The organism is Mycobacterium marinum (genome assembly GCF_003391395.1).
GTDB lineage: Bacteria > Actinomycetota > Actinomycetes > Mycobacteriales > Mycobacteriaceae > Mycobacterium > Mycobacterium marinum.
This window is the reverse complement of sequence record NZ_CP024190.1, coordinates 4,377,216-4,396,579: the sequence shown is the minus strand read 5'-3', so window position 1 is coordinate 4,396,579 and position 19,364 is coordinate 4,377,216. Positions and strand designations below refer to the sequence as shown.

Below are 19,364 nucleotides of genomic sequence, written 5' to 3'. Positions count from 1 at the left end.
GCCCCGGCGGGCCGACCACGGCAGGTGCCGCGCGCGCCGGGCTAGCTGGTGTCGCCCATCACCACACCTTCGCGGCGCGGGTCGGCGCCACCGGTCCACCCCGACTTGCTGCGGGTGATCGCCGACAGCCCGCTGGACTGGTCAGCCAGGTTGACCTGATGGCCCAGCGCGCGCAGGCCTTCCACCAGCGGGTCGTGGGCGCCGTTGTCGGCGGTGTTGATGTCGGGGTGCTCGCCGCCGACATTGGTTCGTGGCGTGTTTGCCGCGCCGAAATCGACCGCTGACACCGCCTGCTGCGGATCCAGCCCCCAATCGAGCATCGCCACAAGTGTTTTCACAACGAACTGGACGATCGTTGACCCGCCGGGGGAGCCCACCACCGCATACAGCGAGCTGTGTTCTGCTGGTGCGCCATCGAAGACGAAGGTGGGTGCCATCGAACTTCGCGGCCGCTTCCCGGGCTGGATGCGGTTGGCCACCGGTGCACCATCGGAGTCGTATGGCTGCGCGTTGAAATCGCTGAGCTGGTTGTTGAGCAGGAAACCGTCGACCATGTGAAAGGAACCGAACGCCGATTCCACTGTTGTGGTCAAAGCGGCCGCGTTTCCGTATGAGTCAACGACGCTGACGTGGCTGGTGCCGTGTTCGGGAACCGGCGCGGCGATGGTGGTCGGCAAGCCGAAGTCGCCGGGCTTGGCGGTCCCCATGCTGTGCTGGGGCGAGATCAGCGCTGCGCGCCCGGCCAGATACGCGGGGTCGACCAGGGTGCTCAGCGACCCACCGGGCGGTGGGACGAAATCCGCGTCGGCCACGTATTTATCGCGGTCGGCGTACGCCAGCCGCTCGGCCTCGGCGACCAGGTGCACGCCCATAACACTCGGGCGACCACCGTTGGGGTCGAGGTTGTCGGGCCGGTACTCACTCATGGGGAAGTGCTCGAGGATTCCCAAAGTGGCGGCCACCGCGACGCCACCCGATGACGGCGTCGGCATCCCACAGATCTGCCGGCCACGGTAAGTCGTGCACAGCGGTTCGCGCTTCTTGGCGGGATAGGCGGACAGATCTTCAAGGGTGATCAGGCTGGGCGTGCGGCCACCGGAGGTGTCGCCGGCGGCGGCCACGATGTCGTGAGCAATATCGCCGGTATAGAAGACGCTCGCGCCGGCCGATGCGATCTCGGACAACGCCTTTGCGTAGGCGGGATTGGTCAGCCGGGTGCCAACGGCCTTGGGGGTGCCGTCGGGGGTGAGGAAATACCCGCGCGCTTGTGGGTCGGCGCCCAATTGCGGCGCCGAGTCGGAGATGGCCGCGGCCATCCGCGGGCTGATGTCGAAACCGTTGTCGGCCAATGCCACCGCGGGACTGAAGAGGTCACGCCACGGTGTGGTGCCGTGCTCGTTGTGCACCATCTCGAGCATTCGCAGGATGCCCGGCACTCCGATCGATCGTCCTGAGGCACGCGGATTGGGTTTGGGTGCGCTGTGGTCGGCATCGCTGATCCAGCGCATGTAGTTCTCGGTGGCCGCCGCCGGGGCGACCTCGCGGCCGTCATAGGCCTGCACCGACCGCGTTCTGGCGTCGTAGTACAGCAGCACCCCACCGCCGCCGATGCCCGAGGACTGGGGTTCGACCAGGCCCAGCACCGCCTGGGCCGCCACCACAGCGTCGGCGGCGGTGCCACCGTCGCGCAGCACTCGGCAGGCGGCCTGAGTGGCCAGTGGATTGGCGGCCGACACCGAATAGTGCGCGGTATGCACCGGGGTCATGTCCGTGCGATAGCCGGTGGCGATCTCCGGGTTTGTCGCCACGTTTCTCGATGACGGGGCCGCGGCGGCGACCGAGGTTTTCGGCGCCGGGGTGCCGTTGGGCACGATCTCGCACGGGCCCGCCGAGTTCGGCGCCCCCACGTGGGTAGTGCCACATCCGGCCAGCGCAAGGGCCGCTACGGCCAGCACTGCACCACAACGCTTGACAAAAGTCATTGAACGAAACTCCGTTACGCCGCGACGCGACCAGCGGTTGCCTGCGCGAAGCGATCTAGTACTGTCTCGGCCACCAAACGGTGCGCACCCAGGGGTGCGGCCATGGCGAGCCCAGTATCGGCCGCAAAGCGCTGCACCCGGTCCGGCAGTCTGCCATGGGCCAAGAACCACGGTGCAACGACCACCCGGTGGGCACCGCGCCGACGCAGCCGGCTGACGGCTTCGGCCAGGGTGGCCGGCGGGTGGGTGGCGAACGCGGTCACTACCGCGGCCCAGCGGGTTCCCTCGGCCAGTTTCGGCCCGACCTGGGCGGTATGGGAGTTGACCGCGGCGTTTGACGAGCCGATCGCCACGACGAGTACGCCGAGGCTGTCGTCGAATCGGGAAACTCCCAACGCCGTCACGCGTTGCCGCAGCACCGACACCAGCCGGTCGTCGGTTCCGAGCACGTTGGCCTGGCGCACCCGCAAACTCTCCCGGCAGCTTGCGATCTGCGCGGGAATGTCGATGCCGGCGTGGTACCCGTTGGCCAGCAGTAGGGGTGTGACCACAGCATCACCGGAACATCCGTTGAGCACCTCGACCAGGCCTGGCGAGTTCAGCTCGCAAAACGCCAACTGCACATCGAGATCGGGCCGCATGCGCGCGACTCGGGCCGCCACCGCTCGTGCATTGGCCGAAGACCGGGGATCCCTGCTGCCGTGCGCCGTGAGTACCAGCGCCGTCACGAAGCGTGCAACCCGCATTCGGTCTTGGCCAGCCCCTGCCAGCGCCCGCTGCGCGGGTCGGCGCCGGCGGCCGGCTTGACCGTGCACGGGGCACAGCCGATCGACGGATAGCCCTCGTCGACAAGCGGATTGACCAGAACATTGTTGGCCACGATGTAGTCCTGGACTTCGTCATCAGACCAGGCCGCCAGCGGGTTGATCTTCACCAGCTTGAAGGCCTCATCGAAGCTGATCACGGGTGCATTGGCCCGCGTTGGTGCCTCGACCCGGCGCAGTCCGGTCACCCAGGCGGAGAAGTTGCTCAGGGCCTGACGCAACGGGACCACCTTGCGCAGCCGGCAGCACTCGCCGGGATTGCGGGCGAACAGGTCTTTGCCCAGCAGCTTGTCCTGCTCGGCAACGGTGTGCTCGGGAGTGATGGTGAGCACCTGGACGTCGTAGACGGATTCGACCGCATCGCGGGAACCGATGGTTTCCGCGAAGTGGTATCCGGTGTCCAGAAACAGCACCGGTACGCCCGGGCGGACCTTGGACGCCAGGTCGATCAACACGGCGTCCTGCATGTTGGAGGCCACCACGTAGTTAGCCGTCTGGACACCAGCGACACCGGCGGCACGATTGGCACCGCCGAAGGTCTCATCGGTCCACTGCAGCAGTTCGGTGGCACTGGCCCCTTCGAGTTCGGCCGCACCGCGTGCCGCCAGCTCGCGCAGCTCGGCTTCTGTCAGGTTGCTTGTTTCGATCATCGCAGGTCGTCCTCCTCGGCCCGAATTGCCCACTGGGCAAAGCGTTCACCGGCGGCGCGGTTCTTGACGAAGTTGCGCACCACCCGATCGATGTAGTCACCCAGCTCGTCGCTGGTGACCTTGTGTTGACGCAGTTTGCGGCCGAAGCCACTGTCCAGGCCCAGGCTGCCGCCCAGATGTACCTGGAAACCCTCGACCTGGCCGCCGGCGCCATCGTCGACCATCTGGCCCTTGAACCCGATGTCAGCGACTTGAATTCGCGCACAGGAGTTCGGGCATCCGTTGATGTTGACGGTGACCGGGACATCAAGCGTGGAGTTGAGGTCGTCCAGCCGCTCTTCGAGTTCGGGCACCAAAGACTGTGCCCGGACCCGGGTTTCGGCGAACGATAGCTTGCAGAACTCAATGCCACTGCAGGCCATGAGATTCCGGCGCCAATGCGATGGCTGCGCGCGCAGACCCAGCGCCTGCAGGCCGGCGATGGTCTCATCGAGCTTGTCGTCGGGAATGTCGAGGATGACCAACTTCTGGTAGGGCGTGAACCGGATCCGGTCCGACCCGGCCCGCTCGGCCAGCTCAGCCACCGCCGTCAAGACGGTGCCCGATACCCGACCGGCGATAGGGGAAACCCCCACCGCGTTGTGCCCGTTCTTGAGCCGTTGCACGCCGACGTGGTCGATCGGATGCTTGGCGGGTTCGGGGGCGGGACCGTCGATCAACGGCCGCTTGAGGTACTCGGTTTCGAGAACTTCCCGGAATTTCTCGATGCCCCAGTCCTTGATCAGGAACTTCAGCCGCGCCTTGGACCGTAGGCGCCGGTAGCCGTAGTCGCGGAATACCGAGGTGACCGCTGCCCACACTTCGGGCACTTCTTCCAGCGGCACCCAGGCCCCGACCCGTTTGGCCAGCATCGGGTTGGTGGAAAGACCGCCGCCTACCCACAGATCCAGTCCCGGCCCGTGCTCGGGGTGGTTGACGCCGATGAACGCGACATCGTTGACCTCGTGCACAACGTCCTGCAGGCCCGAAATGGCGGTCTTGTACTTACGTGGCAGGTCGGCGAAGTCAGGCTTGCCGATGTAGCGGCGCACGATTTCGTCGATCGCCCAAGTCGGGTCCAGCACCTCGTCGAGTGACTCGCCGGCCAGTGGCGAGCCCAGCACGACGCGGGGGCAGTCCCCGCACGCCTCGGTGGTGTGCAGCCCGACTTCGTCGAGTCGCCGCCAGATCTCGGGTACTTTCTCGACCTCGATCCAGTGGTACTGCAGGTTCTCCCGGTCGGAGATGTCGGCGGTGTCTCTGGCGAATTCGGTAGAAATGGCGCCCAAAGTACGCAATGCGGCCGTCGAAAGGGCACCGCCGTCGCAGCGCACCCGCAGCATGAAGTATTTGGCTTCGAGTTTGTCGATGTTCTCGTCGCCCGTCCAGGAACCGTCGTAGCCCTGTTCGCGCTGGGTGTAAAGTCCCCACCAGCGGAAGAGCCCCCGCAGATCACTCTTGTCGATGCTGTCGAATCCGGCCTTGGCGTAGATGTTCTCGATGCGCTCGCGCACATCGAGTGGGTTGCCCGCCTTCTTGAGTTCCTCGTTGGCGTTGAGCGGCTCGCGATTTCCCAGCGCCCACTGGCCCTCATTGCGGGGCTTGGCGGGACGTGCCGTGGTCATTGGGTCTGTTCTCCTTCGCGAGAAATGCCAACCTGGGCGCGCACAAAACCATCGAGTCTGACGGGGTGCGCAGATCCGATGGCCAGCTACAGGTATAAGGGGGCCGGGTCTACGACATCAAGGAAGACAGCAACAGCTGCAGACCCGCTTGAGGTCGATGTGCCGACGCATAACCAGCGCGATGTGCGGGTTCGAATTGGCGGGCACCGTGACATTCTGCCACGGACCGCGGTCGTCGCGCGAACAGGGCTGATTTTGTCTCACAGTGACCAAAACTACCGAGCGAGACTGGGGGCTTGGATAGACGAAGCCGCGAAGCGGCTGAGAACATCCAGGCCCCGCGGCAGACGGGCCCGCTTCCCGGGGTGGGGGCCCCTCGCTGACCGCCGGCGTGCACACCGGCGTCCGGGTCTCGGCCGGCGTGCGAAGATTTGGCATGACTGTTCGCGAGGCACCGGTCGACCTGCCCGCCCTGTTGCCCAGCCCCGGACGGCCGTTTGGGCTGTACCTGCATGTCCCGTTCTGCGTGACCCGCTGCGGGTATTGCGACTTCAACACCTATACACCGGCTGAGCTGGGCGGCGTCAACCCCGACGCGTGGCTGCTGGCGCTACGCACCGAACTGGAGCTGGCCGCGGCACGGCTGAACGCGCCGACAGTGAACACGGTGTTTGTCGGCGGTGGGACACCCTCGCTACTGGGCGGTCAGCGCCTGACGACGCTGCTGGACATGGTGCGCGACCATTTTGTGCTCGCGCCCGACGTCGAGATCACCACCGAGGCCAATCCCGAGTCCACCTGGCCGGAATTCTTCGACGCCATCCGCTCGGCCGGCTACACCCGGGTATCGCTGGGCATGCAGTCGGTAGCGCCCCGCGTGCTCGCCACCTTGGACCGGGTGCATTCGCCCGGCCGGGCCTCGGCGGCGGCGCGCGAGGCCTTTGCCGCGGGTTTCGAACACGTCAACCTCGATTTGATCTACGGAACCCCCGGGGAGACCGACGACGACCTGCTGCGCTCGGTAGACGCCGCTATCGAAGCCGGTGTCGACCACGTTTCGGCCTACGCCCTGGTCGTTGAGGACGGAACCGCGATGGCGCGGCGAGTGCGGCAAGGCGAGTTGCCCCCCGTCGATAACGACGTGCTGGCACATCGTTACGAACTGGCCGACGCGCGGCTGACCGCGGCCGGGTTGGCGTGGTACGAGGTGTCCAACTGGGCCCGGCCGGGCGGTGAATGCCGGCACAACCTCGGCTACTGGAATGGGGGTCAATGGTGGGGTGCGGGCCCCGGCGCACACGGGTACGTCGGCGCGACCCGCTGGTGGAATGTCAAGCACCCCAACACTTATGCGGAGATACTGGCGGGTTCTTCGCTGCCGGTGGCCGGCCTCGAGCAGCTCGAAGAGGACGCCTTGCACACCGAAGAGGTGATGCTACGGCTACGGCTGCGGCAAGGGTTGCCGCTGGCGCATCTCGATGCCGGCGAGCGTGAGCGCGCTCAGGCCGCGGTGGCCGACGGGCTGCTGATCACCGAGGGCGACAGCGTGGTGCTCACCGATCGGGGACGGCTGCTGGCCGACGCCGTGGTGCGCACGCTGCTCGGGTAGCTTCGGGCGGCTCAGCCCGTGGTGTGAAACCAGATCCCGACCATGCGGGCGATCTCGATGTAGAGCGGGATCCCGATCGTCACGTTGTAGGAGAAGGTCAAACCCAGCGATGCGGCCAGCGGCAGCGTCGGGCTTGCTTCGGGTATCGCCAGTCGCTGCACGGCCGGCACCGCGATGTAGGACGCCGCAGCGCACAACACCGCGAACAACACGTAGGTGCCCGGCTTGAAGTCGCTGTTGGTGAGGTAGGCGTAGCTGTGCGCCACGATGATGCCGATGGTGGCAAAAAGGTTTGGGGCCAGTAGGCCGAAGAAGATGAACCCGCGCCCGGCCGTCTTGAGGTCCTTCAACTTGCGCGACGCTGTCATGCCCATCTCGAGCAGGAACAGGGCCAGCACACCCTGGAACGCGGTAACGAAGAAGGTGTCGTCGTCGTGGACGACCTTCTCGCCTTGCAGCCCACTGATCAGGCCGATGATGATGCCGCCGAGCAGCAGAGCCAGCCCGGGGTTGAGGAAGACCTCCTGGAAGAGCTCCCGGGAGAACAGCGACGGCCGGCCGCTGCCCTTGGCGGGTTCGTCCTGGTCCGTGTGCTCCCGCTTTTCCAGCGAAAACTCCAGCTCCTGCTCGATTTCGCGGTCATGTGTGCTTTCCAGGCTCTCGCCACGCGCGGGCCGGGCGGCGGTACCCGGTCCGACCGAGACCTTGGCCGGGGGCGTGTAGCCCGGTTCGTCGGGCATGTATCCGGCCTCGTCCATCCCGCGGTGCCGCAGCCGCGCCACCAGGTACAGGGCCACCAGGCAGCCGGGGATCTCCATGACGGCCAACATGACCGGCATGTAGGCGTTGAAGGCGATGCCCACGCTGGTGAGGACGGCCACGCAGGTGGCAAAGGTCCCCGCCGAGTCCGACCCGTAATAGCCGGCGACGGTAGCTCGGTCGACTCGCCGCATTCGGCTCATGCGGCTCAGCAGCAGGTAGGCCAGACCGCCGATCAGGAAATTCAGGACGAAGCCCACACCCATGAAGCCGACGATGCTGCCGATGCTGGACGGTTTGATCTTGGCGAGTTCCTCACCGCCGTGCCAGCCGATCGCCAGCAGCAGGTACATGGTGAGGCCCTGATAGATCACATACGGGAACTCGAACCGCACCTTCAGGATTGGAATCAAAAACCCGAAATAGAAAAATAACAAGAGCGGTTTGAACAGGTTATGGGTGAAGTTCTCCCAGAACTCGTGCAGCATTGACGCCTCCCATCGTGCCGCGATCCAGGAAGCATCCACCGCCAGCGGAGCAACCGGGAACACACCCCAGACAACGCTGAGAATTTAGCGAGGCGGCTGCCAAATCGCCACTTGGTACGCCTATTAAAGTAGCTGGATTTGGGCCGTTTTGGCCGACACGGCAGCGGCCGAAACAGCTATGTAACAGTCGGCGATGGCAATTGCGCTGGCAACGTGCCGTAAAAGTCAGCTGGCCGCCAGTTTAGTGTGAGTTATCTGGCAATCCACTGTGAGATGGGCGTTGCGGCGTTCAACGCGCCGAAGAAACCAGCGACGGCCTGACGCCGATGTCGCGCTTTCGGTACGTCACCGACCGCCAGGCGTATGGCGAGTAGTGGGTCGTCGTTTCCTCGAAGCCGTCGACTTTGCAGACCGTCAAAACGCCGGTGTCGTGGTTGATGGTGAGCTCATCGCATTCGCCGGTGACTTCTTCTCCGTCGGCAAGCCGGATTACGAACATGTGCTGGTCCTCCTTGATGCTTGCGGCAGGCGGTCTTGGGCGGGGGTGGATGAGCGCCGGCGGGGCATCTCTGCGACTGGCTAGCTGGCTAGACAGTGATGGTAAGAGAACTGCCCGCTCAGCAGCATCTCACGGTGTGTCGATCAGGTAAATGGTTGGCGATCTGTGGTTGTTGCGCAAGCCGGAGGTCGGCGAGGCGAGCGCGATGGGCCGGTGGCGGCGGGTGGGCTGGCGTGGCTCCGGGTTGAGGTGGGATGCGTTGGCGCCACCGGCCGGGGAGTCCGGCGCGCATGTGTCCCGCCATTGATTCCCGCTGAGTCTTGGCCGGTAGCCGCGTCTTGCGGGAGCGGGTAGCGCGAATTTACGTAGGTTAGGCTACATTTACCTACTGTGGTAGAGGTCAGTGTCGAAGCGAGTGCTGTCAGTACCGCTGAACCGTCGATCCCGATGCCGGCCGATATCGATCCGGCCGACCTTGCGGCCGAGTTGGCCGCCGTGCTGTGCGAGGCGGTGAGACCCGAAGGTACCCAATACCTGCTCTACGAGCGTGACGGCCAGTGGGTCCTGGCGTCGGGTGTGCAGGCGATGGTGGAGTTGGACAGCGACGAGGTCCGGGTCATCCGCGACGGTGTGACTCAGCGTCAGCAGTGGTCGGGGCGACCTGGGGAAGTGCTGGGCGAGGCCATCGACAGATTGTTGTTGGAGACCGATCAGGTCTTCGGCTGGGTGGCTTTCGAATTCGGGCTGTACCGCTACGGTCTGCAGGCTCGCCTGGCCCCGGGCACCCCGCTGGCTCGGGTCTTCTGGCCGCGCACCCGCATCGTGGTGACCCGCGATGACGTAAGCCTGTTCGGCGCGGAGCCGCACGAGCGCGAGGCGGTGCTGCGGCTGCTGCGCGACGGGCTGCCCACGGTGCCCCGATCTCGCACCATCGATCTGAGCGCCGATCCGTCGGGCTATCGCGACCGCGTGGCGGTAGCGGTTCGTGAGATCGCGTCCGGCGCGTACCACAAGGTGATCCTGTCCCGCTGCGTAGAGGTGCCGTTCCGGCTCGATTTTCCGTCGACGTATCGGCGGGGCCGTGAGCGCAACACACCCGTACGGTCATTCTTGCTGCGGCTTGGTGGAATTCGCGCCCTCGGCTTTAGCCCGGAACTCGTCACCGCGGTTTCGCCCAGCGGTGTGGTGGTCACCGAGCCGTTGGCCGGCACGCGCGCGCTGGGCCGGGGTGCCGCCCATGATCGGCTGGCCCGTGGCGACCTGGAGAGCAATGCCAAAGAGATTGTCGAGCATGCTATTTCGGTGCGCACGTCGTTGCACGAGATCACCGAGGTGGCCGAGCCCGGAACCGCAGCGGTGATCGATTTCATGTCGGTGCGCGAGCGCGGTAGCGTGCAGCACCTCGGTTCGACGATCAGCGCCCGCCTGGATGCGGCCAGCGATCGGATGAATGCGTTGGAGGCGCTTTTTCCCGCCGTGACGGCATCGGGCATCCCCAAGGCCGACGGTGTCGACGCGATCTTGCGTCTCGACGAAGGTCCGCGCGGACTGTATTCGGGGGCGGTCGTCATGTTGTCGGCCGATGGTGGGCTCGATGCCGCCCTGACACTGCGCGCCGCCTACGAGCGTGACGGGCGCACCTGGTTGCGGGCGGGTGCCGGCATCATCGAGGCATCCCAGCCCGAGCGCGAATTCGAAGAGACCTGCGAGAAGCTCTCCACGTTGGCGCCGTATCTGGTTGAGCGTCAGTAGCCCTCGAGGCTTTCGCAACGCCGGCGGTAAGTGCCGCCGCGCGCTCACATGGCGGTAGGGCACGAGGACGCCCGCCGTACGCCGGGTGAGTGGACGCCGTTGACCAAACGGTGATCAATCGCACACCGTGCGCAAGGACTTTCGGCCCTAGCAGAGTAGGCATTTGGCCAGCCAGGCTTCCCTTTCAGCGGCAGCAACACATGTCGAGAAAGCGGGGTCGGTGCGCCGTGTATGCACTCAGGCCGTGGTCGGTGCGGGAGTTCCCTGATGTGACCGTGCTTTCCAGTGCGTCGGTGTCGGCTGCTCATGGTGAGCAGGTGGCGCGCGCGGTGGGCCAGATTCTGGTGCACCGCGAGATCGTCGGAGGGGCCCGGGTGCGTCTCAAGACGGGAGCTTGTGGCCGTGGCCCGATGGTGGTGCAGGTGAACCTGCGGGTGGGGGAACTTCCGGCTCGGGTGCTTGCCGTTACGCCCGGCATCGATGATCTGGCGCCGGCATTGCTCAGGCTGGACCGTCATATCGTGCGGATGTATGACCAGTGGCGTCCCCGGCCCTGGCCCGATCTGACGCGTCGTCGGCTGTTCGTGCGGCCTGATGCGGCCATCGCGCGTCGCAAGCCGGTCTCGCTGCAGTGCTCGACGCCCCTGGCGGCGGTGGCCGTGATGGATGCGATGGACTACGACGCGCACGTGTTCACCGACGCAGAAACGGGCGAGGACGCGGTGGTCTACCGGGCCGGCCCGTCGGGGCTGCGGCTGGCTCGGCAGCGGCACGTGTATCCGCCGGGATGGGCTTGGTCGCCGAGCAATTCGGCGCCGCCGGTACCCCTGATCGTGAATTCTCGCCCGACGCTGGCCCTCACCGAGGATGAGGCGCTGCGCCGCGCCCGCGAACACGGGCTTCAGCTGCTGTTTTTCACCGATTCGGCTACTGGCCGCGGCCAGTTGCTCTATCCCCGCTACGACGGCGATCTCGGATTGGTCGGCCCCGCCCGGCGCGCCTGACTTGAATGTAACCGCGGTTTACAGATATATTGCCTGTAACTGGACGGAACACATAGCTGGGAGACCAACGTGTCCAAGGAAATGACCAACCTGCAGCTACTCCACGAGCTTCAGCCCGTGGTGGAGAATCTACTCAACCGGCACATCTCGATGTTCAAAGAATGGAATCCGCACGACTACGTTCCCTGGTCCGATGGCAAGAACTACTACGCCCTCGACGGCCAGGATTGGGAGCCTGGGCAGAGCCAGCTCACCGACGTCGCTCAAGTGGCGATGGTGCAGAATCTGTTGACCGAGGACAACTTACCGTCGTATCACCGCGAGATCGCGATGAACTTCAGCATGGACGGTCCATGGGGGCAGTGGGTCAACCGGTGGACCGCCGAGGAGAACCGACACAGCACCGCGCTGCGTGACTATCTGGTGGTGACACGTGCTGTCGACCCCGTAGAGCTGGAGAAGCTGCGCCTAGAGCAAATGACAAGAGGCTTCAGCCCGGGCCAGAACCAACAGGGTGATCTGTTTGCGGAAAGTGTGTTCGACTCGGTCATGTACGTGTCGTTTCAGGAGTTGGCCACCCGCGTCTCGCACCGCAACACCGGTAAAGCCAGCAACGACCCGATCGCCGAGCAGTTGATGGCCAGGGTGTCGCACGACGAGAACTTGCACATGATCTTCTACCGTGACGTCAGCGCGGCCGGGCTGGACATCGCACCGAACCAGGCGATGAAGTCTGTGCACCGGATATTGCGCAACTTCAAGATGCCCGGGTTCACCGTCCCGGAGTTCCGTCGCAAGGCCGTGATCATCGCCGTCGGCGGCATCTACGACCCGCGGATCCACCTCAACGAGGTGGTGATGCCGGTGCTGAAGAAGTGGCGGATTTTCGAGCGGGAGGACTTCACCGGGGAAGCCGCGTGGATGCGCGACGATCTCGGTGTGCTGATCAAGGAACTCGAACAAGCCGGCGACAAGTTCGACGAGTCCAAGCAGCGCTACCTCGAGCGCGAGGAGCGCAGGGCAGAGAAGATCACCGCCAGTCGGGTGCTCAAAACCGAAGGGACGCTTACCCTCAGCAGAATGTGATCACCGAGCTGGTTGGCCCGGCATCGGTGGCTCACGGTGCCTGCTGGCGCCGCAGGGCGGGTTGGGCCTCCGAGGATTGCTCGATGTAGTCCGAGAGGAGGCGGCTGACCAGTGATTCGATGGTTGATTCGATCGAGGAAGCCAGCGTCGCAGTGATCGATGCGACGGCCTGGGTTCGGAACCGGATCAGCATGGTGATCAGCTCGGCGATCTCGGCGTCACCGGGCAGCGGCTCGCCCGGCTTGATCCGATCCACAACATGCTCAGCGCCGGCTCGCACCAGCAGGTCGCTGATCTCGTCGACCTTGGGAAGGATCTGCTCGTGTAGGTCGATGAGTTTGTCCATGCTGATGCCATAGCCCCGTACCTCGTTGAACGCGTCAATGAGTTTGGGGCGGGTAATGATCGCTTGGGTGCCGTCGATGCGGATCAGTCGCAGCGCCACCAGCCGTTCGAATGCCAGTGGATCGCCGACGCGCCGCTGAGCCTGGGCAAGTGGCATGGTTTGCGGTTTCTCGGTGGTCCAGCTGCCGACGATGGCCGTCTCCAGGCCCAGGACGTCGCCGAGGTTTCTGCCTTCCTCCCAGGCGCTGAGCATCTCTCGAACATGTGCGATGTTGTACCCCCGGTCGAGCATGGACGTGATCAGCCGAAGCCGGGTCAAATGGGTGTCGTTGAACAACGCGATTCGGCCGACCCGCAGCGGCGGGGGCAGCAGGCCACGGTCTCGGTACACCCGGATGTTGCGGGTGGTGGTGCCGGCCAGTCTGGCCAGTTCGTCGATCCGGTATTCACCTGAGGTCGCGCCACCATTGGGGTGCCGGACGGCCGCATCGAAAAGTTGTGACACAGCGGCTTCGATGAACTCGCCAAGCTCCCGCGATTGGCGCCGGACACGTTTCGGCGCGCGCCGCACGTTGTGCAGCACGCTGGCTATGGTGCCGGGGTCGGGTCGCGCCGATCGGTCGTTGGTCATGTCACCGTTGCGGATCATGCCGTCGAGGTCACCATGCTGCCGGCGTCTTGGGCGACCGCATGGTAGTGGCCATGGCGGAAATCCCGCATTTGGCAAAGGTACTCGGTGGCAAACCCGGGAAACATCGACCCGTTGAACCCCTCTTTGGTGAGGTACCAACTACGGCAACCCGACATCCACGTCGTCTTGGCAAGCCGACGCTGGATTCGCTCGTTGTAGCGGCGCTGGACGTCTGCACGCACATCGAGATAGCGCAGGCGTTCGTCGAGGATCGTGGTGATGGCGCGCACCGCGTAGTCGAGTTGGCCTTCGATGTAGACCAGCAACGAATTGTGCCCGGGCCCGGAGTTCGGTCCGGTCATGAAGAACAGATTGGGATATCCGTGTGCGTTGATGCTCTTGTAAGCCTGTGCGCCGTGGGCCCATTCATCGGCCAGCGACCGGCCGCCGATGCCGGTGATCGGGAAGGGAGGTCCCATCAGATGGACGTCGTAGCCGGTCGCGAACACGATGCAGTCCAGGTGATGCTCTAGACCATCGCTGGTCCGGATGCCAACCGGGCTCAGCGTCGCGATCGGCCAGTCGATGAGTTTGCAGTTCGGGCGTTGCAGCGCGGGATAGTAGTCGCTGGAAACCAGCATGCGCTTGCAGCCCGGGCGGAAGTCCGGCGTCAGTTGGCGGCGTAACCACCGGTCTTTGACCTGACCGCGAAGATGGGCCTGGCCCAGTAACGCCACCAGCGACGTCAGCGGAGTGTTCCACACCAACGCGCCCGCGGTGGCCTCGTGGCCCCAGAACAGGGCTTGTCGCGCGAGTTGTTGAGCAGCGGGGACTTTGGTGAACAAGGCCTGCACGGCGGGTGGCGTGGCGACGTCGAGCCGTGGCAAGACCCAACAGGGGGTGCGCTGGAAGACCTTGACGAAGCTGGCCTGATTCACCAGTTCCGGGACGATTTGCACGGCGCTGGCTCCGGTGCCGACAACGGCGACTCGCTTGCCGCTGAAGTCGTAGTCGTGGTCCCAGCGCGCGCTGTGGATCTTGTGACCTTCATAGCGATCCAGGCCCCGGATGTCGGGGAAGCTGACATCGGAGAGCGGACCGGAAGCCAGGATGACGGTTCGGGCCCGAAACCTTTCGCCCGCCTGCGTTGTCGCGGTCCAGATGCCGGTGTCTTGGTTGAATGTGAGGCCAGTGACTCGTTGGCCGAACCGGATGCGATCACCGATACCGAACCGGTTCACCATGGCCTCGATGTGCCGGTAGATCTCCGCGGCGGGGGAGTAGGTGCGTGACCACTTGGGGTTGCGGACGAACGAGAACGAGTACAGCAGTGAGGGTATGTCGCAGCTGGCGCCCGGATAGGTGGTGTCGCGCCAGGTTCCGCCGACCCGGTCGCCGCGCTCCAGAATCACCACCTCATCGGGGTTGCTCAAACCGGCCTCGGCGAGTCGGATTGCCGCACCCAGTCCGGTGAGGCCCGCTCCCACAATCAGCGTCGCGTAGGCGTGATCGGGCGCCATGGTCACGCCGCTGGCCGATAGGTGAGTTCTTTGAACCAGCTGGGTATCGGCTTCAACAAGGGCTTGGGGTAGTAGTCCGACAGCCACACCATGGAGTTGGCCAGTAGGTGATAGGGGTGGCTCGGGTTGACCACCATGGCGGCATGGCGCTTGAGGACGCGGTACGCCGGAACCCGTGGTGTTTTCGCGCTGCGCTCGCCGAGTTGCCTGAAGCGCTTGACCGCGTTGTACAACCGCTCCGGTTCCATGCCCATGCCGGCCATCTCATTGCGCACCCGGTTGAGCAGCGGTATGTACATGAGTGCGCCGATGATCAGTCCCGGCGAGGCGATATTGCCGACGAACTCGATCGCCAGCCGGCGCGCCGTGGCGTGCCCGATCATGTCGAGCACCTCGAAATCCACGGCGATGTGCCGGGATTCGTCGTTGTTGATCTTCTCGAACACCTGGTGGCACACCGGATCTTCGACGGTATCGAGGAGGAACTTCAACAGCGCCCCGTCGAGCGCCACTTCGAGCATCGGAATCACGGTGCCCAGCACGGACAGCGGCATGCCATCCGAGTAGGTGTCCAGCCAATCGATAGCCAACCGGATGTTGACGTTGGGTTTGGGAAGTTCGCCCTCGTCGAGCATGCCCCAGCGCTTCATCAGGGCTAGCTCGGCGTTGGCGTGGCGCTGTTCTTCGGCGTGAAAATACCGGTAGATTTCCGCGATTGTCGGGTCGGGGGCTTTCTTGGCCAGCGCGGCGAAGCCGCGCGCCCCGATGTTCTCGATCCAGCACAGGTCCGCCATGAATGCCTTGAGCTTGGACCGGAATTCGGGCCGAATGGTATCGGCGCCCGGTGCTTCCCAGTCGATGTCGGCGAGCGCCCACTGACGATCCTTGATCTTGGCGAGCATAGCTTCCATGTCGATCGTCACCAGAAGCTCCTTCCGTTGGTGAAACGGGCTCTTAGCGCATCGTCGCCCGCAAAATCAGACCGGCCGCCCTGGTGTATGTGCCGGGCGCCATCCGCTTGATGTTCCACCCGATCTTGGCGTCCAGCTGGGGCATGCAGTACAGATCGCCGCGGTCGTTGGCGTCCAGACAGATGCGTGCCACCTTGTCGGGCGAAAATCCGGTCCAGCGAATGAGTTTGGTGACGACCTCGCTGGACTGCTCGCTGATCCGACCGGACTCGACGATGTTGGTCTTGACGAAGGTCGGGCACAGCACGGTGACATTGATGCCGGTGCCGGATAGTTCGGCGGCCAGGGTTTCCGATAGTGAGAGCACCCCAGCCTTGCTGACGTTATAGGCGGCCATGCCCGGAGCCGCGCCGAATGCGGCGGCCGAGGCGACGTTGATGATGCCCCGCGGGCCGACCGCCCGTCCGGCCTCCCGCAGGATGGGGGTGAAAACATGGCAGCCATGGATCGGGCCCCAGAGATTGATGCCCAGGGTCCATAACCAATCATCAAGGGGGATTTCGCCGATACCCGCGCCGCCAGCACCGACGCCGGCGTTGTTGATCACCAATGTCGGCGGTCCATCGAACCAGGCTTGTGAGCGTTCGGCCAGCGCCGTCACGTCTTCGATGCGTGAGACGTCGCAGCCGATCGAGATGGCTCTGGCGCCCGCCTCGGTCAGCGCTGCGACCGTGTTCTGGGCGGCCACTTCGTCGATGTCGCTGCAAACTACCGCGCTACCGCGGCGACCGAGTTCGAGCGCGAATGCGGCGCCGATTCCGCTGCCCGCGCCGGTGACCACCGCCAGGGCATCGTGGCTGGTCTTTCGGGACTTGCCCAGCAGCTTGTCCAAGGGACCCAACATGTCAGACCGCCTCGGCAGTAGCGTTGTCCTGCAATGAGCCTGCGATGAACGCGGAGGCGTAGGCCATGGCTTTGGCGGCCTCCGGAGTCATCCGCGGCAGTGCCTGGAATACGTGCATCTGGTCGGGCCAGACCTGCAGTTCGCAGCGGCCACCGGCAGTGCGAATGTCGGCGGCCAGCTGACGCGCATCCGCCTCCAGCATCTCGGCCGCGCCGGCCTGGATCAGCGTGCTGGGAAGTGGCGATCCGCCCGCGACGTCGAGGCTGAGGCGGTGATGGGTGGGATCGATCCCGGCGTGGTAGAGGCCGACCACGCGCGCCGCGGTGGCCGCACGGACGGCGGGATCGGGCTTCGTCCGTTCCCGAGCGGCCGAGAGCCCGAAGGTCAGGTCGATCAGCGGTGAGAACAGCACCAGTGAGGCCGGCGGCCGGGCGGCGACGTCGGGCTGCAAAAGCAAATCAACCGATAGGTGACCGCCCGCCGAATCGGCCACCACGACCATGCGTTCCGGGGACAAGCCGCATGCGCCCGGCAGCCAGTCCCACCCGGCCCGCACGTCGTCGGCGGCGGTGGGGAAGCGGTGTCGTGGCGCCAATCGGTAGTCGACGCTGAACACCGGCAGTCCGGTGAGTGAGGACAGCCAAGCCGTCAGGCGCCGGTGCGTCCGGGGCGAACACATGGTGTAGCCGCTGCCGTGCACGAAATAGATTGCGCCGCTGCGATTCGGTGCGGGCCCGGTCGGCAGGTGCGGCCCGTGGACCCATTCGCCGACGACCCGGCGCCCGTCTGGCAGAACAGAGTTCACCGGTTTCACGTGGGTGCCCGACAGTGATGGGCCGAGCGTGCCCATCAGCCGCGCGATGAGCTGGCGCGTCATCCAGATTCCCCAGGCGCGCTCCGGCGGTATTGCCGCGGTGATGGGCGGCATCATTATCGAGCTCACCGCTACCGCGGTGCGGGACCGCAATGACCCGCGGACCGGAACGATGTCCGTCATAAAATGCAGTCAATACCAAATGGTGACATTAGTCAATGTCACTTTTTGTCGGTCGGCTATGTCGGCTCGGCGGACCCGCATGGCGGGGTGGCGGACGTGATTGCCCTGCTCAGGTCGCCGTGGTTGTCAGGATCTGGCTCGCGATCGCCTTCTTGTCGATCTTTCCCACCGGTGTGGTCGGCAGCGACGGCATCGCGACCAGCCGATCGATGCGGATATGCGCGGCAACGCCACGCTGCTGGAGATAGTCATTGAGTCCCGACAAGGTCTGCGGCGTCTGCGGTGGCCCCGCGAAAACAATTGCAGCGCAGATTAGCTCGCCCATATCCGGGTCCGGCAGTGGCACCGCCGCGGCCGAGCGGATCGCCGGGTGGCTGAGCAACTGTTCTTCGAGGTCCTGGGCCGAGATGGTCTCACCGCAGCGGCAGATGACGTCTTTGACGCGCCCGGTGACCTGCAGGTAGCCGTCGTCGCGGAGTCGGACCAAGTCGCCGCTGCGATAGAAGCCGGCTGGATCGAAGCAGCGCTCGTTGTCTCGGTCGGCGCAGAAGTAGCCGTTGATGGTGTAGGGACCGCGCACGAGTAGCTCGCCCTCTGCGCCGGGAGCCACCGGCGCGCCCGCGCCGTCGACAATGCGCAATTCGTCAGCGGAGCACAGGGGCCGGCCCTGGGTGTGCTCGAGGAGGTCCGGCGGATCTTCGAGGCGGGTGAAGTTCAGCAGTCCTTCGGCCATCCCGAAGACCTGTTGCAGCCCCGGGGTCAATGCCTCTCGTGCCTGGCGAGCATCCTCGGGCTCCAATCTGGAGCCACCAACCTGCAATAGCCGCAAAGACTTCGGGGTTACCGGCTCCCAGTCACAGGCCTGGGTCCACAGTTTGGCCAGCGCGGGTACCAGCGCCGTGACGGTGACGCCGTGGCGCTCGATCAAGGTGAAGGCGGCCTCCGGGCTGGGGTCGGTGCTGAAAACGATGGTGGCGCCGACGGCCATCGAGCCGAGTATGCCCGGACATGCCAACGGGAAGTTGTGCGCCGCCGGCAGCGACACGAGGTACACGTCGTCAGCGGTCAGCCGGCACAACTGCGCACTCGCGGTGGCGTTGTAGACGTAGTCGTCGTGTGTTCGGGGGATCAGTTTCGGAGTGCCGGTGGTGCCACCCGAGACGAGTAACAAGGCGGGCGATGTGGTGTCGACATCGATGTCGGGTGTGGCGCCTTCGGACAGCGACGACCACGGCAGAAAGGGCCCGGACTCGCCGTCGATGATGACGTGGCGCAACTGGGGGTGAGCGGCGACCAACCGCTCGGCCATCGACCGGTAGTCGAAGCCGCCGGCGTGCTGCGCGACGATCAAACCCACCGCACCGCTGACCTCGGCGAAGTGGTGCAGTTCTGCCAGCCGGTGTCCGGGCAGGCACATCACCGGGATGGCTCCGGCGCGCAACAGGCCGAACAAGGCGACCGCGAACCGGCACGAATTGGGTAACTGCAGCAGCACCCGGTCGCCCGGTGCGATGCCCAGCGAAACGAAGCCCGCGGCGGCTCGATCGGCCAGTTTGTCCAGTTCGCAGAACGTATGGCTGGCGCCGGCGTCGACCACGCCCACTCGGTCAGGCCAGCGTGCGGCCGCTTGCCGCAACAGCGAGCCGATGCTGCGACCGGTCCAATAACCGGCGGCGCGGTAGCTGGCCACTCGCTCGGGTGGGTACGGAATGAACCCGGCCACCGGCCCCGGTCGAGGC

General features: G+C 65.2%; 18 protein-coding genes. 5 read left to right on the top strand and 13 right to left on the bottom strand.

Features of this window, described 5'->3' with window-relative positions; genetic code table 11:
* Nucleotides 1-41 precede the first annotated feature (41 nt).
* From ggt to CCUG20998_RS29345, 5 genes are all read right to left on the bottom strand, one after another.
* Nucleotides 42-1,982, bottom strand: a complete 1,941-nt coding sequence (gene ggt, locus CCUG20998_RS18350; protein ID WP_020730302.1) for a gamma-glutamyltransferase — start codon at nucleotides 1,980-1,982, stop codon at nucleotides 42-44.
* 14 nt (nucleotides 1,983-1,996) lie between these two features.
* Nucleotides 1,997-2,728: a sirohydrochlorin chelatase gene (locus tag CCUG20998_RS18345; RefSeq protein ID WP_036456261.1), complete on the bottom strand. Its 732-nt coding sequence runs from the start codon at nucleotides 2,726-2,728 to the stop codon at nucleotides 1,997-1,999.
* A complete protein-coding gene (locus CCUG20998_RS18340) occupies nucleotides 2,707-3,456 on the bottom strand; it encodes a phosphoadenylyl-sulfate reductase (protein ID WP_020730304.1) in 750 nt (249 codons plus the stop codon). The genes CCUG20998_RS18345 and CCUG20998_RS18340 overlap by 22 nt, the downstream gene beginning before the upstream one ends.
* A complete protein-coding gene (locus tag CCUG20998_RS18335) occupies nucleotides 3,453-5,120 on the bottom strand; it encodes a nitrite/sulfite reductase (RefSeq protein WP_020730305.1) in 1,668 nt (555 codons plus the stop codon). The genes CCUG20998_RS18340 and CCUG20998_RS18335 overlap by 4 nt, the downstream gene beginning before the upstream one ends.
* A 117-nt stretch (nucleotides 5,121-5,237) precedes the next feature.
* Nucleotides 5,238-5,291 carry an Ms4527A family Cys-rich leader peptide gene (locus tag CCUG20998_RS29345; protein WP_350356019.1) on the bottom strand — a complete coding sequence of 18 codons (54 nt, stop codon included), beginning with the start codon at nucleotides 5,289-5,291 and terminating at the stop codon, nucleotides 5,238-5,240.
* A gap of 265 nt (nucleotides 5,292-5,556) precedes the next feature.
* Here CCUG20998_RS29345 and hemW point away from each other — a divergent pair, with 265 nt between their 5' ends.
* Nucleotides 5,557-6,729, top strand: a complete 1,173-nt coding sequence (hemW, locus tag CCUG20998_RS18325; RefSeq protein ID WP_020730307.1) for a radical SAM family heme chaperone HemW — start codon at nucleotides 5,557-5,559, stop codon at nucleotides 6,727-6,729.
* Nucleotides 6,730-6,740: 11 nt separating this feature from the next.
* On the opposite strand, the gene CCUG20998_RS18320 is transcribed toward hemW, so the two are convergent.
* A complete protein-coding gene (locus CCUG20998_RS18320) occupies nucleotides 6,741-7,976 on the bottom strand; it encodes a sodium-dependent bicarbonate transport family permease (RefSeq protein ID WP_012395321.1) in 1,236 nt (411 codons plus the stop codon).
* A gap of 289 nt (nucleotides 7,977-8,265) precedes the next feature.
* Nucleotides 8,266-8,475, bottom strand: a complete 210-nt coding sequence (locus tag CCUG20998_RS18315; RefSeq protein ID WP_012395320.1) for a hypothetical protein — start codon at nucleotides 8,473-8,475, stop codon at nucleotides 8,266-8,268.
* 151 nt (nucleotides 8,476-8,626) lie between these two features.
* Here CCUG20998_RS18315 and CCUG20998_RS27925 point away from each other — a divergent pair, with 151 nt between their 5' ends.
* From CCUG20998_RS27925 to CCUG20998_RS18300, 4 genes are all read left to right on the top strand, one after another.
* On the top strand, nucleotides 8,627-8,782 hold the full coding sequence (locus CCUG20998_RS27925; RefSeq protein ID WP_020730309.1) for a hypothetical protein: 156 nt from the start codon (nucleotides 8,627-8,629) through the stop codon (nucleotides 8,780-8,782).
* A gap of 83 nt (nucleotides 8,783-8,865) precedes the next feature.
* Nucleotides 8,866-10,227, top strand: a complete 1,362-nt coding sequence (locus CCUG20998_RS18310) for a salicylate synthase (RefSeq protein WP_020730310.1) — start codon at nucleotides 8,866-8,868, stop codon at nucleotides 10,225-10,227.
* Between the two features lie 200 nt (nucleotides 10,228-10,427).
* A complete protein-coding gene (locus CCUG20998_RS18305; RefSeq protein ID WP_050674593.1) occupies nucleotides 10,428-11,231 on the top strand; it encodes a sigma 54 modulation/S30EA ribosomal C-terminal domain-containing protein in 804 nt (267 codons plus the stop codon).
* 81 nt (nucleotides 11,232-11,312) lie between these two features.
* On the top strand, nucleotides 11,313-12,317 hold the full coding sequence (locus CCUG20998_RS18300) for an acyl-ACP desaturase (RefSeq protein ID WP_369797351.1): 1,005 nt from the start codon (nucleotides 11,313-11,315) through the stop codon (nucleotides 12,315-12,317).
* Nucleotides 12,318-12,348: 31 nt separating this feature from the next.
* Here CCUG20998_RS18300 and CCUG20998_RS18295 read toward each other — a convergent pair whose 3' ends face one another.
* From CCUG20998_RS18295 to CCUG20998_RS18270, 6 genes are all read right to left on the bottom strand, one after another.
* A complete protein-coding gene (locus tag CCUG20998_RS18295; RefSeq protein WP_020730312.1) occupies nucleotides 12,349-13,311 on the bottom strand; it encodes a MerR family transcriptional regulator in 963 nt (320 codons plus the stop codon).
* Nucleotides 13,308-14,819 carry a flavin-containing monooxygenase gene (locus CCUG20998_RS18290; protein ID WP_036456263.1) on the bottom strand — a complete coding sequence of 504 codons (1,512 nt, stop codon included), beginning with the start codon at nucleotides 14,817-14,819 and terminating at the stop codon, nucleotides 13,308-13,310. Before CCUG20998_RS18290 ends, CCUG20998_RS18295 begins: the two co-directional genes overlap by 4 nt.
* On the bottom strand, nucleotides 14,816-15,736 hold the full coding sequence (locus CCUG20998_RS18285; RefSeq protein ID WP_020730314.1) for a hypothetical protein: 921 nt from the start codon (nucleotides 15,734-15,736) through the stop codon (nucleotides 14,816-14,818). Before CCUG20998_RS18285 ends, CCUG20998_RS18290 begins: the two co-directional genes overlap by 4 nt.
* Before the next feature lie 31 nt (nucleotides 15,737-15,767).
* Nucleotides 15,768-16,628 carry an SDR family NAD(P)-dependent oxidoreductase gene (locus CCUG20998_RS18280; protein ID WP_011741381.1) on the bottom strand — a complete coding sequence of 287 codons (861 nt, stop codon included), beginning with the start codon at nucleotides 16,626-16,628 and terminating at the stop codon, nucleotides 15,768-15,770.
* Between the two features lies 1 nt (nucleotide 16,629).
* Entirely contained in the window at nucleotides 16,630-17,625 is a 996-nt protein-coding gene (locus CCUG20998_RS18275; RefSeq protein ID WP_020730315.1) for an alpha/beta hydrolase, read from the bottom strand.
* A 109-nt stretch (nucleotides 17,626-17,734) separates the two neighbouring features.
* A complete protein-coding gene (locus CCUG20998_RS18270; protein WP_020730316.1) occupies nucleotides 17,735-19,348 on the bottom strand; it encodes a (2,3-dihydroxybenzoyl)adenylate synthase in 1,614 nt (537 codons plus the stop codon).
* Between the last annotated feature and the right edge of the window lie 16 nt (nucleotides 19,349-19,364).